Origin of the sequence: Mycoplana azooxidifex (assembly GCF_014196765.1) — a bacterium.
In the GTDB taxonomy this organism is placed as follows: Bacteria; Pseudomonadota; Alphaproteobacteria; order Rhizobiales; family Rhizobiaceae; genus Mycoplana; species Mycoplana azooxidifex.
The window spans coordinates 560,046-577,107 of record NZ_JACIEE010000004.1; the positions used below are offsets into that span (position 1 = coordinate 560,046).

At 66.4% G+C, this 17,062-nt stretch carries 13 protein-coding genes; 8 read left to right on the forward strand and 5 right to left on the reverse strand.

The features are described from left to right. Positions 1-197 precede the first annotated feature (197 nt). From hslV to GGQ64_RS11840, 7 genes are all read left to right on the forward strand, one after another. Positions 198-755, forward strand: a complete 558-nt coding sequence (hslV, locus tag GGQ64_RS11810) for an ATP-dependent protease subunit HslV (RefSeq protein ID WP_183804138.1) — start codon at positions 198-200, stop codon at positions 753-755. Then, positions 745-1,287 carry a GNAT family N-acetyltransferase gene (locus GGQ64_RS11815; protein ID WP_183804141.1) on the forward strand — a complete coding sequence of 181 codons (543 nt, stop codon included), beginning with the start codon at positions 745-747 and terminating at the stop codon, positions 1,285-1,287. Before hslV ends, GGQ64_RS11815 begins: the two co-directional genes overlap by 11 nt. After that, positions 1,284-2,591 (forward strand): ATP-dependent protease ATPase subunit HslU, encoded by a 1,308-nt coding sequence (hslU, locus tag GGQ64_RS11820; protein WP_183804145.1) that lies wholly within the window; start codon positions 1,284-1,286, stop codon positions 2,589-2,591. The genes GGQ64_RS11815 and hslU overlap by 4 nt, the downstream gene beginning before the upstream one ends. A gap of 212 nt (positions 2,592-2,803) precedes the next feature. Beyond that, positions 2,804-3,754 (forward strand): DUF1402 family protein, encoded by a 951-nt coding sequence (locus GGQ64_RS11825; protein WP_425488504.1) that lies wholly within the window; start codon positions 2,804-2,806, stop codon positions 3,752-3,754. Positions 3,755-3,826: 72 nt separating this feature from the next. Then, positions 3,827-5,242 (forward strand): cytochrome P450, encoded by a 1,416-nt coding sequence (locus tag GGQ64_RS11830; protein WP_183804147.1) that lies wholly within the window; start codon positions 3,827-3,829, stop codon positions 5,240-5,242. A 139-nt stretch (positions 5,243-5,381) separates the two neighbouring features. Further along, on the forward strand, positions 5,382-7,388 hold the full coding sequence (locus GGQ64_RS11835) for a hydantoinase/oxoprolinase N-terminal domain-containing protein (RefSeq protein WP_183804150.1): 2,007 nt from the start codon (positions 5,382-5,384) through the stop codon (positions 7,386-7,388). A 127-nt stretch (positions 7,389-7,515) separates the two neighbouring features. Further along, complete coding sequence (locus GGQ64_RS11840; protein WP_183804153.1) at positions 7,516-9,687, forward strand: malate synthase G; 2,172 nt, start codon at positions 7,516-7,518, stop codon at positions 9,685-9,687. A 71-nt stretch (positions 9,688-9,758) separates the two neighbouring features. On the opposite strand, the gene GGQ64_RS11845 is transcribed toward GGQ64_RS11840, so the two are convergent. After that, on the reverse strand, positions 9,759-10,427 hold the full coding sequence (locus tag GGQ64_RS11845; RefSeq protein WP_183804156.1) for a L,D-transpeptidase: 669 nt from the start codon (positions 10,425-10,427) through the stop codon (positions 9,759-9,761). 238 nt (positions 10,428-10,665) lie between these two features. Here GGQ64_RS11845 and GGQ64_RS11850 point away from each other — a divergent pair, with 238 nt between their 5' ends. Next, positions 10,666-11,187: an MmcB family DNA repair protein gene (locus tag GGQ64_RS11850; protein ID WP_183804159.1), complete on the forward strand. Its 522-nt coding sequence runs from the start codon at positions 10,666-10,668 to the stop codon at positions 11,185-11,187. Between the two features lie 14 nt (positions 11,188-11,201). On the opposite strand, the gene GGQ64_RS11855 is transcribed toward GGQ64_RS11850, so the two are convergent. The 4 genes from GGQ64_RS11855 to lhpI all read right to left on the reverse strand — a co-directional run bounded on the left by GGQ64_RS11855 (position 11,202) and on the right by lhpI (position 16,673). Further along, positions 11,202-11,789: an ActR/PrrA/RegA family redox response regulator transcription factor gene (locus tag GGQ64_RS11855; RefSeq protein WP_183804176.1), complete on the reverse strand. Its 588-nt coding sequence runs from the start codon at positions 11,787-11,789 to the stop codon at positions 11,202-11,204. Between the two features lie 70 nt (positions 11,790-11,859). Beyond that, a complete protein-coding gene (locus GGQ64_RS11860; protein WP_183804195.1) occupies positions 11,860-13,161 on the reverse strand; it encodes an ActS/PrrB/RegB family redox-sensitive histidine kinase in 1,302 nt (433 codons plus the stop codon). A gap of 65 nt (positions 13,162-13,226) precedes the next feature. Beyond that, complete coding sequence (gene hrpB / locus GGQ64_RS11865) at positions 13,227-15,725, reverse strand: ATP-dependent helicase HrpB (protein ID WP_183804198.1); 2,499 nt, start codon at positions 15,723-15,725, stop codon at positions 13,227-13,229. Positions 15,726-15,731: 6 nt separating this feature from the next. Then, complete coding sequence (gene lhpI, locus GGQ64_RS11870) at positions 15,732-16,673, reverse strand: bifunctional Delta(1)-pyrroline-2-carboxylate/Delta(1)-piperideine-2-carboxylate reductase (RefSeq protein WP_183804201.1); 942 nt, start codon at positions 16,671-16,673, stop codon at positions 15,732-15,734. Between the last annotated feature and the right edge of the window lie 389 nt (positions 16,674-17,062).

Consider the following 17,062-nt stretch of genomic DNA (forward strand, 5'->3'; position numbering starts at 1 on the left):
CTGGATCGACGACGACATTCTTTGCCGTCCCATATCAGGCGAAAGGGCAAAAGGCCAGCATTGCGACATCGACGCGCCGGCGCCTTGGCTGCCGATTGCAATCGTCATTTCACCGCCTACATAGGGGTCGATAGAGCCGGCCCATTTCGGGCGGCGCGCGCCCGGCTTCGGCGGGTGCGAGATCTTCAGGTGCATCTATGAGTGAACACGATCCCTATGGAACGATGCACGCCACCACCATCATTACGGTCCGCAAGGGCGGAAAGGTGGTCATGGCGGGCGATGGACAGGTGAGCCTGGGCCAGACGGTGATGAAGGGCAATGCGCGCAAGGTGCGCAGGCTCGGCAAGGGCGATGTGATCGCCGGCTTTGCAGGTGCGACGGCGGATGCCTTCACCCTGCTCGAACGGCTCGAGGAAAAGCTCGAGCAGTATCCCGACCAGCTGATGCGCGCGGCCGTCGAACTCGCCAAGGACTGGCGCACCAACAAGTATCTGCGCAACCTCGAAGCGATGATGCTGGTCGCCGACAAGAACATCACGCTCGCGATCACCGGCAACGGCGACGTGCTCGAGCCCGAGCACGGCACGCTTGCGATCGGCTCGGGCGGCAACTACGCCTTTGCCGCTGCCCGCGCGCTGATGGATACCGACAAGTCGGCCGAGGAGATCGCCCGCCGCGCCATGCAGATCGCCGGCGACATCTGCGTCTATACCAACCACTCCATCGTGGTGGAGACGCTGGATGCCGATTGACCCTGCCCGGATTGGCTTTTCTCCCGTGGGGGAGACGCACTACCCGCTGCTTCTCGCATGGCTGAACGAGCCGCATGTGCGGGAGTGGTGGGGCGATCCGGAAGAGGAACTCGGCTTCATCCGCGATATGGTGGAGGGCAGGGACACGACCCGCCCCTTCCTCATCCAGCTCGACGGGGAGCCGGTCGGCTACATTCAATACTGGTTTTTAGGCCATCACCAGAATGAGGACTGGACCAAGGAAAATCCCTGGCTGCTGGAGCTGCCGCAGGAGGCCGTTGGCGTCGATCTTTCGATCGGCCATGCCGACAAGCTTTCCGCCGGCATCGGTTCGGCAGCGCTTTCCGCCTTCGCCGCCGATCTTCATGGCCTTGGCCACAAGACTATCATCATCGACCCCGATCCCGCCAATGCCCGCGCGGTTCGTGCCTATGCCAAGGCCGGTTTCCGACCCGTGCCCGAACTCGAAGACCGCACCGGCAATGACGTGCTGATCATGCAATTCGACCCGAAAGCGAACCAGATATCATGACCAACTTTTCCCCCCGCGAGATCGTCTCCGAACTCGACCGCTATATCATCGGTCAGCACGACGCCAAGCGCGCCGTGGCCATCGCGCTCCGCAACCGCTGGCGCCGCCACCAGTTGGAGCCGGACCTGCGCGACGAGGTGATGCCGAAGAACATCCTGATGATCGGCCCGACCGGCGTCGGCAAGACCGAGATTTCCCGCCGCCTGGCGAAACTCGCCGGTGCGCCCTTCGTCAAGGTCGAGGCGACCAAGTTCACCGAAGTCGGCTATGTCGGCCGTGACGTGGAACAGATCGTGCGTGACCTCGTCGAGGTCGGCATCGGCCTGGTGCGCGAGAAGAAGCGCGCCGAGGTGACGGCCAAGGCGCATATGAATGCCGAGGAACGCGTGCTCGACGCCCTGGTCGGCGCCACCGCCTCGCCGGCGACGCGCGACAGTTTCCGCAAGAAGCTGCGCAACAACGAGCTGGACGACAAGGAAATCGAGGTCGATGTCGCCGATACCGGCTCGGGCATGCCCGGCTTCGAGATCCCCGGCATGCCGGGCGCCAATGTCGGCGTGCTGAACCTGTCGGAAATGTTCGGCAAGGCGTTGGGCAGCCGCACGAAGAAGGTCAAGACGACGGTCAAGGACTCCTACAAGGTGCTGATCGACGACGAGTCCGACAAGCTGATCGACAACGAGCAGATCCAGCGCGAGGCCGTCCGCTCCGTCGAGAACGACGGCATCGTGTTCCTGGACGAGATCGACAAGATCGCCGCACGCGATGGCGGAATGGGCGCCGGCGTTTCCCGCGAAGGCGTGCAGCGCGACCTGCTTCCGCTCGTCGAGGGCACGACGGTGGCGACGAAGTACGGACCGGTGAAGACGGACCATATCCTCTTCATCGCCTCCGGCGCCTTCCACGTCTCCAAGCCTTCGGACCTTCTGCCGGAGCTTCAGGGCCGCCTGCCGATCCGTGTCGAGCTTCGGGCGCTGACGAAGGAGGACTTCCGCCGCATCCTGACCGAGACGGAAGCCAGCCTCATCCGCCAGTACAAGGCGCTGATGGAAACCGAGCAGGTCACGCTCGAGTTCACCGAGGATGCGATCGATGCGCTGGCCGACGTCGCCGTGCAGCTCAATGCAAGCGTCGAGAACATCGGCGCGAGGCGCCTGCAGACGGTCATGGAGCGGGTGCTCGACGAGATCTCGTTCGAGGCGCCCGACAGCGGCGGGACAAGCGTCAAGATCGACGCCGAATATGTGCGCAAGCACGTCGGCGCGCTGGCGTCGAACACCGATCTGTCCCGCTACATCCTGTAGCGGATGCTGGCGGCCAGGGCCGCCGGTACCGCGATTTTGATCGCCCTCACCTCGACACGCGCTGCGCTTCGATCTAGAACCGCGGCGCGTTTTCGCGTTCAGGCACGGCATCATTCCGACACGATTGGTCTGCATGGGAGCCGCGAAAATTGCTTCGTGCTGGGCTGACACCTGGGGCAGACACCAATTCCGGACTTCGGAGATACCGCATCGTGCGACATCTGCTGACAATGCTTGCCATTGCCACCACCCTGTTTGCGGGCGGCACCGCCGCCACCCACGCCATGGATGTCGTGCCGCCCGGCAATCGTCATGCCGAACAGCCGTCCGTGCCGGGCGCCTCCGTCCGCCGCACCAAGGCTGGCAAGACGAGTTTCGATGCCAAGTACGAGAAGGTGCGCGACCTGCTCGCAACCGACCGTGAACTGACCGGCAAGCTCAAGTCCATCGCGTCACAGTACGGCATTGCGCCGATCCACATGGTCGGCGCCATTGTCGGCGAGCATACCTACAACGTCGATGCCTACGACCGGCTGCAGAGCTACTACATCAAGGCTGCCTCCTATGCCGGCGACAGCTTCCGCTTCGCCTACGAGGGCCAAAGCGTCGACGAATTCGTCGACCGCCCGGAATTCTCCGCCTGCAAGGCAAGGAAGGGATCCTACGCCCTCTGGTCCTGCCGGGAGGCGGTGTGGGACGGGTCGTTCAGGGGCAAGGCCGTCGGCGGCGTCTCCTATCCGAACAACCGCTTTAGCGCGGTGTTCTTCCAGCCCTTCTATGCGGGGCAGACCTTCGGCCTCGGCCAGATCAATCCGCTGACGGCGCTGATGCTGACCGACACCGTCGCGCGCATCTCGGGCTACGAGCGGCTGGACGAAAACGATGCGGCCGGTGTCTACAAGGCGATCATGGACCCGGATATCTCGCTGGCCTACATGGCTGCGTCGCTCCGCCATTCCATCGATGCCTACAAGAAGATCGCCGGCGTCGACATTTCCGGCAACCCCGGCATCACCGCGACGCTCTACAATGTCGGAAACCCCGACGCGCGGGCCGCGGACTTCGCCCGCCGCCATGCGGACGGCACTTCGGAGTGGCCGGAAGAGAACTATTACGGCTGGCTCGTCAACGACAAGCTGGCGGAACTTCAGGGGCTGCTCTAGACTTTCTTCTTCGCCGCCCTGGTGGTCGGCGCGGTGTGATGCCGCGAGCCGCAAGATGCGCGAGGTTTTTCCATGGACATGCGTCCCGAGCCCTTCGAGCCCCCTGCGCCGCAACCGCGGACAGTGCCGCCGTCGCGGCTGGAGATCATCCGCACGATCCTGCGCAATCCGCTCGAGTTGTGGGGCGAGCCGTCTTATACGCTGCCCTGGATCGAGACGCGCTTCTTCCGTGAGCACACGCTGATCGTCAACGATCCGGGCCTGATCCGGCACGTGCTGGTCGACAATGCGCAGAACTACCGGATGGCAGACGTGCGCCAGCTTGTGCTGCGGCCGATCCTGCGCGACGGATTGCTGACCGCCGAGGGCGCCGTCTGGAAGCGCTCCCGCAAGGCTGTCGCACCGATCTTCACTCCGCGCCATGCCAGGGGTTTCGCCGGCCAGATGCTCCGGCAGTCCGAGCGCTATGCGGGCAAGTACGAGACCGCCGGCGAGGATGGAGCCGTCTTCGACATCGCCAACGACATGACGGAGCTGACCTTCGCGATCCTCGCCGACACCCTCTTTTCTGGCGAAATCGTCTCGTCCTCGGGCAATTTCGCCGACGACGTCAACGCCCTGCTCCACCGCATGGGCCGCGTCGATCCGTTCGACCTGCTGAAGGCACCTACGTGGGTGCCGCGGCTGACCCGCATCGGCGGCCAGAAGGTGCTGGACAAGTTCCGCGCCATCGTCCGCAACACCATGGACCAGCGGCTGGCGCGGATGCGGGCCGAGCCGGACGCGGTGCCGGGGGATTTCCTGACGCTGCTTCTTCAGCAGGCGGGGCCGGACGGGCTGACGAACGAGGAGATCGAGGACAACATCCTCACCTTCATCGGCGCCGGCCACGAGACCACCGCCCGCGCGCTCGCCTGGACGCTCTATTGCGTCGCCAACACGCCCCATGCCCGCGAAGCGATGGAAGAGGAGATCGATCGCGTTCTCATAAGCGGTGCCGAGCCGGTCGAGTGGCTGGATCGGATGCCCTGGACCCGGGCGGCCTTCGAGGAGGCGTTGCGGCTCTACCCGCCGGCCCCCTCGATCAACCGGGCGGCGATCGCCTCGGACCGTTGGACCAGCCCGGCAGGCGAGGTGGTCGAGATCCCGCAGGGGATCACCGTGCTGATCATGCCCTGGACGCTGCATCGCCACGCGCTCTACTGGGACAGGCCCCGCGCCTTCATCCCCGAGCGCTTCCTGCCGGAAAACCGGGACGGGATCGACCGCTTCCAGTTCCTGCCCTTCGGAGCGGGGCCGCGCATCTGCATCGGCGCCACCTTCGCCCTGCAGGAGGCAGTGATCGCGCTGGCAGTCCTGATGCACCGCTTCCGCTTCGACATGACGGCGGAGACGCGGCCCTGGCCGGTGCAGCGCCTGACCACGCAGCCGGCAAACGGGCTGCCGATGCTGGTCAAGCCACGTTCGATCGTTTCGCCCGATAGTTGACCCTCCGCCCATGGCCGACGCTATCGCATGCCGGGTCGCAAAATCGATACCGGTCCGCGATCTTTTGCGCTAGATGCAAGGGACGATCGACCATTCTGCCGGGCCTGTCCCGCGGAGCGCAGCTATCCGGAAGGACCACGTGGCGGACCATCTGTTACTCGGCATCGATACCGGCGGGACCTATACGGATGCCGTTCTCTTCAGCGAGGAGAGCGGCGTCGTGGCAAAGGCAAAGGCGCTGACGACGCGGCATGATCTCGCTGTCGGCATTTCCGGCGCCGTCGAGGCGGTGCTGGAGCAGGCCAAGGCGCAGGTCTCGGCCATCAGCCTCGTGTCGCTGTCGACGACGCTCGCCACCAACGCCCTTGTGGAGGGACAGGGCGGCCGCGCCGGGCTTGTCATGATCGGCTTCGGGCCGGAGGACCTGAAGCGCGACGGCCTTGCCGAGGCGCTGGGGAACGATCCCGTCCTGTTCCTGCCCGGCGGGCACAACGTGCACGGCAACGAGCACCCGCTCGACATGACGGCGCTGGAAGCAGCTTTGCCGGAACTGGCGCAGAGCGTGTCCTCCTTTGCGGTCGCCGGCTATTTTGCCGTGCGCAACCCGGCACATGAGCAGCGCGTCCGGGATCGCATCCGCGAGATTTCCCACCTTCCGGTCACCTGCAGCCATGAGCTCTCGTCGAAACTCGGCGGGCCGCGCCGGGCGCTGACGACGCTCCTGAATGCCCGGCTGGTGTCGATGATCGACCGGCTGATCGGCGCCTGCGAGGGCTATCTGCAACAGCGCGGGATCCATGTGCCGATGATGGTCGTCCGCGGCGACGGGGCCCTGATTTCCGCCGCCGAGGCGCGGCTGCGGCCGATCGAGACGATCCTGTCGGGGCCGGCCGCCAGCCTCGTCGGCGCGCGCCACCTGACCGGCCTGGACGATGCCGTCGTCTCCGACATCGGCGGCACGACCACCGACGTTGCTGTCCTGGATCAGGGCCGGCCCCGCCTGGATGCGGAGGGCGCCGTCGTCGGCGGCTACCGGACGATGGTCGAGGCCGTGGCCATGCGCACCTACGGGCTCGGTGGCGATTCCGAGATCCGCATCAACGATCGCGGCCTCGCCGCACGGCTGGATCTCGGTCCCCGGCGCTTCCTGCCGCTGAGCCTTGCGGCGGAACTGCATGGGGACGTGATCCATGCGGTGCTGGAACGGCAGTTGCGGGCGCAGCACGGGGGGCGCCATGACGGCCGTTTCGCCGTCCGCACCGGCGTGCCGGAGTACCTGGCAAGCGGACTTCAGCCGCAGGAGGCAGCACTCTACGAGCGGATCGGCGACGTGCCGGTCGCGCTCGACCAGCTACTGGCGAGCACGCTGCAGAAGGCGACGCTCGATCGCCTCGTCGGCCGCGGGCTCGTTCATATCAGCGCGATCACGCCCTCCGACGCGATGCACGTGCTCGGCCGGCAGGGACAGTGGGACCGGGAGGCGGCTCGGCTCGGCCTTGCGCTTGCCGCCCGCGCCCGGGACGGCGCCGGCCGGCCGATCGCCGATTCGGCCGAAAGCCTGGCGCGCCTGATCGTCGATCGGCTGACGCGACAGTCCTGCGACGTCATCATGGCCGCCTGTCTGACGGAGGACGGGGCCGGCGTCATCGATCCGGCCGAATCGCTTCCCGTTGATCGCGCGCTGCGCCGGACCGGCGGCATCGTGCAGTTCCGCATCAGCCTCGACCGGCCGCTGGTCGGCCTCGGTGCATCGGCGCCGGTCTACTATCCGGCCATCGCCGAGATGCTCGACACGCAGTCCGCCATCCCGGCGGATGCCGACGTGGCGAATGCTGTCGGGGCCGTCGTCGGGCAGGTGCGCGCCAGCGTCACCGTCTTCGTGACCGTGCCGGAGGAGGGCGTCTTCATCGTCAGCGGCGCGGGCGAAAGCGTGCGGCTGATCGACGAGGAGGCGGCGTTCTCGCTGGCCCGCGAACGCGCGATCGCTGCCGCCCTTCACGCTGCCCATCTGAGCGGTGCCGACGAGCCGGCCGTCACCGTCTCGGAGATCGTCGACGCACCGGAGATAGAGGGCTCGCGCAAGCTGGTGGAAGGCCGTTTCACCGCCACGGCTTCGGGCCGCCCAAGGATAGCCAACGATCAATAGCCTACGATTTATTCCGTCATGGAATAAATTCTTTGAACTATTGCTGAATTGACTATGAATGATAGGTGGGGAAAGTGGCAGCATCCACGGGTCTTGAGACCCGCCCTGCATTTTTCCGGAGCGTGCGATGAGCTACAGCGAGAAACACGGCCTTTCCTTCGACAGCGAGTTGCTGGAATTCCTGGAGACGGAGGCGCTTCCGGGCACGGGCATCGATCCGGACGGCTACTTTTCCGCCTTTTCGGCCCTGGTTGCGGAGCTGGCGCCGGAAAACCGCGCGCTGCTCGAAAAGCGCGACCAGATGCAGGAGAAGATCGACGCCTGGTACAAGGCCCACGGCGCGCCGTCCGACATCGCCGCCTACGAGTCCTTCCTCCGCCAGATCGGCTACATCGTCCCGGAAGGTTCGGACTTCACCGTGACCACGGCCAACGTCGACCCGGAGGTCTCCCGGGTTGCCGGGCCGCAGCTCGTCGTCCCCGTGATGAACGCCCGCTATGCGCTGAACGCTGCGAATGCACGCTGGGGCTCGCTCTATGACGCGCTCTACGGCACCGACGCGATTTCCGAGGACGACGGCGCGACCCGCGGCAAGGGCTACAATCCGAAGCGCGGCGAGAAGGTCATCGCCTGGGCGCGGTCCTTCCTCGACGACAGCGTTCCGCTCGCCGGTGCACGTTGGAGCGACGCCCGGGCATTCGCGGTCAAGGCCGGCGCACTGCAGGTAACGCTGCTGGACGGCGAGGTCGTGGGCCTGAAGACACCTGAAAAGTTCGCCGGCTATCTCGGCGAAGCGGCCGCGCCCGCCCAGTTCCTGCTTGTCAACAACGGCTTGCACATCGAGATCCTGGTCGATGCGACCACGGCGATCGGCAAGGTCGACCCTGCCCATATCTCGGACGTCTGGCTGGAAGCGGCGCTGACGACGATCATGGACTGCGAGGATTCGGTTGCCGCCGTCGATGCGGCCGACAAGGTCGTCGCCTATCGCAACTGGCTCGGCCTGATGAAGGGCGACCTCACGGAGGAGGTCGCAAAGGGCGGCAAGACCTTCACCCGCAAGCTCAACCCGGACCTCGACTATAACAGACCCGATGGCTCGACCTTCACCCTCGCCTGCCGCTCGCTCATGCTGGTGCGCAACGTCGGCCACCTGATGACCAATCCTGCGATCCTTGACGGTGACGGCCGCGAGGTTCCGGAAGGCATCATGGACGCCATGGTCACCGCGCTGATCGCGCTGCACGACGTCGGCCGCAACGGCCGCCGCATGAATTCGCGCGCCGGTTCTATCTATATCGTCAAGCCGAAGATGCACGGCCCCGAGGAGGTTGCCTTCGCTGTAAAGATCTTCGCCCGCGTGGAAGAGGCGCTCGGCCTTGCACCGAACACCATCAAGATGGGGATCATGGACGAGGAGCGGCGGACGACCGTCAACCTCAAGGAGGCGATCCGGGCCGCGAGCGAGCGGGTCTTCTTCATCAACACCGGTTTTCTTGATCGCACCGGCGACGAGATCCACACCTCAATGGAGGCGGGCCCGATGATCCGCAAGGGCGACATGAAGCAGTCGCTGTGGATCGGCGCATACGAAAATTCCAACGTCGACATCGGCCTCGAATGCGGCCTGCCGGGACACGCCCAGATCGGCAAGGGCATGTGGGCCATGCCCGACTTGATGGCGGCCATGCTGGAGCAGAAGATCGGCCAGCCCAGGGCGGGCGCCAACACCGCCTGGGTGCCGTCGCCGACGGCGGCGATCCTGCACGCTACCCACTATCACAAGGTCAACGTCGCATCGATGCAGGACGGGTTGAAGAGCAGGCCGCGCGCCAAGCTCTCCGACATCCTGTCCGTGCCCGTCGCTTCCCGGCCGAACTGGACGCCGGAAGAGATCCAGCGCGAGCTCGACAACAACGCGCAGGGCATCCTCGGCTATGTCGTGCGCTGGGTCGACCAGGGCGTCGGCTGCTCGAAGGTGCCCGACATCAACGACGTCGGCCTGATGGAGGACCGTGCCACCTTGCGCATTTCCGCCCAGCACATGGCCAACTGGCTGCACCACGGCATCGTCACCGAGGCGCAGATCGCCGAGACGATGCGGCGCATGGCCTTGGTCGTCGACGGGCAGAACACAAGCGACCCGGACTATACCCCGATGGCGCCGGACTTCGACGGCTCGATCGCCTTCCAGGCCGCCTGCGAACTCGTGTTGGAGGGCCGCTCGCAGCCGAACGGCTATACGGAACCGGTGCTGCACCGTCGCCGTCGCGAACTCAAGGCGGCCCGCGGTCTCTAAGGTTTATGACTGAGAACGAAAAAGCCGCCGGGGTGACCGGCGGCTTTTTGCATGGTGCGGGTTTTCGTCGGTTACTGCTGGACGACGACGCGGGCACCCTTGCCCGGGCGGACCCGCGCGTAGAGGTCGATGATATCCTGGTTCATCAGGCGGATGCAGCCCGAGGAGGCCGCCGTGCCGATGGAGCCCCATTCCGGCGTGCCGTGCAGGCGGAACAGCGTGTCCTGGCCCTTGTTGTTGAAGAGGTAGAGCGCGCGCGCGCCGAGCGGGTTCGTCAGTCCGGGCTGCATGCCCTCCTTGACGTACTTGGCGATCTCCGGCCGGCGCACGGCCATCTCTTCCGGCGGATGCCACATCGGCCATTCCTGCTTCCAGGCGACGTAGGCCTCGCCTTCCCAAGCAAAGCCCTGCTTGCCGACACCGATCCCGTAGCGCACCGCCTTGCCGCCCGGCAGCACGAAGTAGAGGAAGCGGGTGGGGGTGTTCACCACGATCGTGCCCGGCTTCTCACTGGTCTTATAATCGACAATCTGTCGGTGATACTTCGGGTCCACGCGCTGGATCGGGACTGCCGGAAGCGCATAGCCATGGTCTTCGACCGGGCCGTATCCGGAGGTGAAGATTTCGTTGGTCGCGACCTTCTCGCCGATGATCGGCGTGGATGACGGTACGGACGAGCACCCGGCAAGCGTCACGGACGCTGCAAGGCCACAAAGGAGCAGGGCAGTGCGGAAGCGCATCTAAGTCTCTTCAATTAGGGGGTGTGGCGTGGCGGTGTTCCCGCACGTCTGTGCAATCAAGGTTTATTTGTGATTCAGGAACTTTTGCAAGTGCGCTGCCCGGTCTCGGCCGTTGTGCGGAAGCACAAAAGACGGCGGATGGCTTTTTTGCAACATTCCCGTGACGTCAGGCGGTTGCGGCATTGTCCGGAAGGTTCTGCTAGGATGATGCGACTGTCTCCGCCGAAGGTGTGAAATCATGACGCTTGTATCGCTTCACAAGGACAACCCGCTGGTCGACGGGCGTCAATCCGAGCGCGCCATGATGGTGCGCCGCGGCGTGCAGCGCCTGTTCGCCGACCTCAGCCATGCCGTCCTTGCGGAGATGACGCTTGCCAGCGGACGGCGGGCCGATCTCATCAGCCTGGCCCCGAAGGGTGAGATCTGGATCGTCGAGATCAAGACCTCGATCGAGGATTTTCGCGTCGACAGGAAATGGCCGGACTACCGGATGCATTGCGACCGGCTCTTCTTCGCCACCCATCGGGGCGTGCCGCTCGACATCTTTCCCGAAGACTGCGGCCTGATCGTTTCCGACGGCTACGGCGCCCATATCCTGCGCGAGGCGCCTGAGCACAAGCTTGCCCCGCCCACACGGAAGTCCGTCACCTTTGCCTTCGCGCGGATTGCCGCCGGCCGGTTGCTGCAGGCCGAGCTTCTGACCGACAAGGCCGGCGAGGGATCGGAGATGGCCGCGGTCGTGAGCGGCGATCGTGACTGACCACCCGTCCCTGGCTACTTCGGGGCCCGCTTGGCGAGGATGCGCTGGAGGGTGCGGCGATGCATGTTCAGCCGGCGCGCCGTTTCCGACACGTTGCGATCGCACATCTCGTAGACGCGCTGGATGTGTTCCCAGCGCACCCGGTCGGCCGACATCGGGTTTTCCGGAAGCTCCGCCTTTTCGCCGGGCTTCTGCGTCAGCGCCGAGAAGATCTCGTCGGCATCGGCTGGCTTCGCCAGGTAGTCGACCGCGCCGAGTTTGACCGCATTCACCGCCGTTGCGATATTGCCGTAGCCGGTCAGCATGATGATCCGCGTGTCGTCGCGGCGCTGGCGGATGGCGGCAATCACGTCGAGGCCGCTGCCGTCGCTGAGCCGCAGGTCGACCACCGCGTATTTCGGCGGCGCGCCCTTAGCCTTGGCGATGCCCTCGGCCACGGACTCGGCCATCTCGACGCTGAAGCCGCGGATCTCCATCGCGCGCGCCAGGCGCCGCAGGAAGGGGCCGTCGTCGTCGACGATGAGGAGCGAGCGGTCGGCGCCGATATATTCGGCGTCATCTGCGCCCGGCGCCGGTGGGAGAGTCTCGATCTTGTCTGCCATCTTCGCAGTTCCGCGCTGATTTTGCTGGTTTTCCGTTGTTCTTATGACGGGTTCGGTGGAAGGGGTAAAGTCATTTCGCCAGCTTGACGTCCATCCGGTTGCGCGGCCACTCGACTTCGACCCGGGCGCCGGGGATGCCGTCCTGCCGGTTGCCGAAGGTGAGCTTCGCGCCGGAGCGCTCGAGCAGCGTCTTGGCGATGAAGAGGCCCAGCCCGAGGCCGCCCGCCCGCTCGTCGCGCTGTCGCTTCGTGACATAGGGCTCGCCGATCCGCAGCAGGATGTCCGGGGCGTAGCCCTCGCCGTCGTCCTCGATCACGAGCTTGACCCGGTCCTGCGTGTGGCGCGCGGTCACGACCACTTCCGCACGCGCATGGTCGACCGCGTTCTCCAAGAGGTTCCCCAGCCCGTAAAGAATGCCGGCGTTGCGGTGGCCGACGGGCTCGTCGGCGCGTCCCCCCTCTTCGACGAGCCTCAGCCGGATGCCGAACTCGCGATGGGGCGCCATCACCTCCTCCAGAAGCGAGGACAGCGGCAGGTGGCGCATGTGTTCCTCGTCGTCCGACGACAGCGTGGTCAGTCGCCGCAGGATGTCGCGGCATCGCTCGCTCTGGCTGCGCAGCAGGTGCACGTCTTCGCCGAAGCGCGGGTCCTCGCCCAGCTCGCGCTCCATCTCCTTCGCCACGACGCTGATCGTCGCAAGCGGCGTGCCGAGTTCGTGGGCGGCGGCAGCGGCGAGCCCGTCCAGCTGCGACAGGTGCTTTTCGCGTTGAAGCACGAGCTCGGTGGCTGCCAGCGCGTCGGAGAGTTCGGCCGCTTCCAGCGAGACGCGATAGGAATAGAAAGCGGCGAAGGCGGTCGTGGACGTGATGGCGACCCAGAAGCCGGCCGTGAGGATCGGCGGGATGACGAGGAGGGTCCCCGGAAACCACGGCAGGGGAAACGGCGTGAAGGCCAGCGCCGTGATCCCGGCCGCAGCCAGGATGCCGAGCGCCAGGCTATGGCGGATCGGCTGGGCCGAGGAAGAGATGATCACCGGAACGCAGACGAGCGGCGCGAACGGGTTCGCCAGGCCCCCGGTCATGAAGAGCAGCGCCGTCAGTTGCGAGAGATCGAAGGCCAGTAGCGCCAGCGCGGAGCCCGGTGCCAACCGGTGCGCCGGAGAATAGCGCGCGGTGAGATAGAAGTTGACGGCGGCAAGCAGGGCGATCAATACCGAGCAGGCCAAGAGCGGAAGCGGAAAGCCCAGCCAGAACGCGACGACGATCACCGTCACGGACTGGCCCGCCACCGCGAGCCATCTTAGCCGGATAAGGGTTTCGAGCCGCATGCGCTGGCGCTGGCTGTCGTCGGCACTGTCGTTGTAGATGGACATGGTCTTCCCTGCGCTTTTCAATCCTTCCGGACTCTTCCGGGGCTGCTCCGGAAAGCCTCGCGGCATCATGTACCACGCGGCTTGACCCGTGTCGTCGGCATCGAGCCGGCAGGATCTTCCGGCCAGGGGTGGCGTGGGTAGCGCCCCCGCATCTCCGCCCGCACGTCCTTCCAGGAACCGGCCCAGAACCCGGGAAGGTCCCGCGTCGTCTGGATCGGCCGATGTGCCGGCGACAGCAGTTCGAGCAGGAGCGGCAGGCGTCCGCCCGCGACGGCAGGATGTTGGCGCAGGCCGAACAGCTCCTGCACGCGGATCGGCAGCGTCGGCTCGCTGCCGTCGTATCGGATCGGATGCCGTTGCCCGGTCGGCGCTTCGAAATGGGTGGGCACGAGCCGCTCGAGATCACGCTGGACACCATGAGGCACGAGCGCCAGCAGCCCTTCCGAAAGGCTGGCCGGCGTGACGTCGTCGAGACCCCGCGTCTGCTCCTGGAAGGGCGTGAACCATTCGTCGAGCCGCGCAAGCAGCGCCTCGTCGCCGGTGTCGGGCCAGGGTTCGCCGAGGCTCCGGTGCAGGAAGCCGATCCGTTCGCGCAGTTGTCCGCCGGACTTCGAGAAGGGCAACGCCTGAAGTCCGAGCTGGCGGACCCCGTCGGCGAGCGCTCTTGCGGCTGCCGGCCCTGTCGGCCGTGGCAGCGGCGTCTCCTCCAACAAGATGGCGCCGAGCCGTGTCACCTTCCTCGCCCGCACCTGGCGGCTTGAGGGGTCGAACACGCATTGCTCCTCGCGAACGAAATTCTCCGCCATCTCGGCTTCGACGTCCGCACGGCTGACTGTGGCGGCGGCGAGGATCCGCTGCCGCCCGGCCTGGCCGGTCAGGTCCGCGATCACCAGCATCGCGCTTGCCGCAAGCCCCTCGGTCTCGGGAAGCTCCGCGCCGCGGCCATTGGCCATGACGAAGCGTCCCCGCCCACCGCGTTGCAGCGCGATCCGGTCCGGGAAGGCATGCATCAGCAGCGCCCCCGGGTGGATGGGAACGGAAGCACCCTTCGCGCCGGCCGCCTCCGCTATGCGGGCCGCCAGCCGCCGCGAGGATTCGGCCCGCTCGCCCCGTTCGGCCTTGAACCGCCGCAGGCGTTCCTCCAGGTCGAGCGAGGACCCGCCGAGCCCCTGTTCGGTCAGCAGCACCGCAAGCAGCGCCGCCTCCGCCGCCATGCCCTCGCTCGCCGCATGGATGACCATGGCGGCGAGTTGCGGCGGCAGGGAGAGGGTGCGCATCTTCCGGCCGACCGGCGTCAGGCCGCCGCCGGCATCGATCGCGCCCAGCAGCCGCAGCAGGCTGCGCGCCTCCTCCAGGCTCGCGGCCGGTGGCTGGTCGATCAGCCGGAGGCTCGCCGGATCGGTGACGCCCCATTGCGCGAGGTCCAGCACGAAGCCGGAGAGGTCGCTCCCAAGGATCTGCGGCGGCGTGAAGGCCGGAAGTGCTGCGGTCTGGCCGGCATGCCAGAGCCGGATGGCGATGCCGGGCCCGGTGCGGCCGGCGCGGCCCGCGCGCTGGTCGGCGGAAGCGCGCGACACGCGCACCGTCTCCAGCCGCGTGATCCCGGTCGCGGCCTCGAAGACGGGCAGCCGCTGCAGGCCGCCGTCGATGACGACGCGTACGCCGTCGATGGTGATCGACGTCTCGGCGATCGAGGTCGCAAGCACGATCTTTCGCATGCCGTCAGGAGGCGGGCGGATCGCCGCGTCCTGTTCCTTCTGCGTCAGGTTGCCATAGAGCGGGACCAGCATCGTCCTGTCGCCGAAGCGGCCCTCCAGTCGCTCCATCGTCCGGCGGATTTCCGCCTGCCCCGGCAGGAAGGCCAGGATCGAGCCGCTTTCCGCCGCATGGGCGTCGCGGATCGCGCGCGCCATCGTGTCCTCGATCCGCTCGCCGGCCGGCCGGTCGGCATGCCGGATGTCGATGGGAAAGCTGCGCCCGGCGCTCTCGATGACGGCGGCATCTTCCATCAGTCTCGCGACCCGGTCGGTATCGAGGGTCGCGGACATGACGAGGATGCGCAGGTCTTCCCTCAGCGCCGATTGCGCGTCGAGCGCCAGCGCCAGGCCGAGGTCGGCGTCGAGGGAGCGCTCGTGGAATTCGTCGAACAGGACTGTGGATACGCCGGAAAGCTCCGGGTCGTCGATGATCATCCGGGCGAACACGCCTTCGGTCACGACCTCGATCCGGGTACGGGCGGAGATCCGGCTTTCGAGCCGCATCCGGTAGCCGACGGTGTCGCCGACGCGCTCGCCGAGAAGCTCCGCCATCCGCCCCGCCGCAGCCCGCGCCGCCAGCCTGCGCGGCTCGAGCAGGATGATGCGTCTATCGCCGCGCCAGGAAGCGCCGAGCAGGTGCAGCGGCACCAGCGTTGTCTTGCCCGCGCCGGGCGGGGCCGCCAGCACCGCTCGCGTGCCCGATCTGAGCGCATCCGACAACGTCGGCAGCACCGCTCTGACCGGCAGTTGCGGCAGCGTGGCGGGAACGTGCGCCGCTTGGTGCGCCGGCCGGCCCTCGTTCGACACGGCCCGTCAGGCCCCGTGGTTGCGGTAGGCGAGGATCGCACCGGCGAGATCCTCCAGCGCAGCACCCACCGATTTGAAGAGGGTGATCTCGTCGGGCGAGCGCCGGCCAGGATCCCGCCCGGTCACGAGCTCGGCGAGGTCGGCCCTGATCGCCTCGGCGCCGATCAGGCCGGCCCTGATCGGCTGGACGAGATCGCCGCCTTCGCTGAGGGCGCCCTCGCGGGTATCGACGAACAGCGTCGCGCGTGTCACCGCCTCGTCGTCGGTCTCGCGCATGGAAGGCTTGAAGGCGCCGATCAGGTCGAGGTGCGTCCCGGGCTTGAGCCACGCCCCGCGGACCAGCGGCGCCTCGGAAAGCGTGCAGCAGGAGATGATGTCGGCCTCGCGCGCGGCTTGTTCGAGGTCGGTGACGGTGCGGGCGTTGAATCCCGCCGCGCGCGCCTCGCCGGCGACCGCCTCGGATTTGGCCCTGTCCCTCCCCCAGATGGCAATCTCCTCGATCGGCCGGACGGCCGAGTGGGCTGCGACCAGGTTCTGCGACAGCCGGCCGGCCCCGACGACGAGAAGGCGTTTCGCATCGGCGCGCGCAAGGTGGCGGGCGGCAAGGGCGGAGGCGGCCGCCGTGCGCCGGGCCGTGAGCTCGCCGCCGTCGACGATCGCAAGCAGTTCCCCGGTCTTGCCGGAAGACAAGAGATAGCTGCCGAAAATGGCGGGCAGGCCACGGCGCGTGTTGCCCGGGAACACGGAGACGAGCTTGACCCCGATATAGGCGCCGGGCAGCCAGGCGGGCATCAGCAACAGCGTCGCGTCCTCCTCCCCCGGCACTGACACGTCGTGATGGTGCCGGACGGGCATGACGCAGTCGCCGGAAAACATCGCGGCAAGCGCATCTATGAGGCCGGCAAAGGGCAGGGCGTCTCGGGTCTGTTGTTCTGAAAGGACGAGCATGGCGGTCTCCGAAAGTTCTGATCGGTGGCATGTCCTTAGCGCGCGCGAGAGGGCCGCGAAAGCGTCTTCGATCCGTTCGGTCCGAGGCTCGCCTTGGGTTCCGTGTCCGACGCACGCCGAAGATGAAGTTTTTGCGACATTGCCAGTTACACCAATCTGAGGTGGTGAAAATGCCGCCAGAAAAGCCAAATAACGGAGATACTAATGTAAAATCAAATGGATAAAAGAAATATCGCCTTTTCTGAAATCGAGTGTTGACTTGGTTTGATGTTGGTCTTAGAAACCGGCTCACCGACGAGGGCGGCGGCGCTGCTGGCGACCGACGAACTCGCTCTGAAGTTTCCGCAGGATGCTGATGGGTTTAAGATCTGGCCTGCTGGCCGGTGACG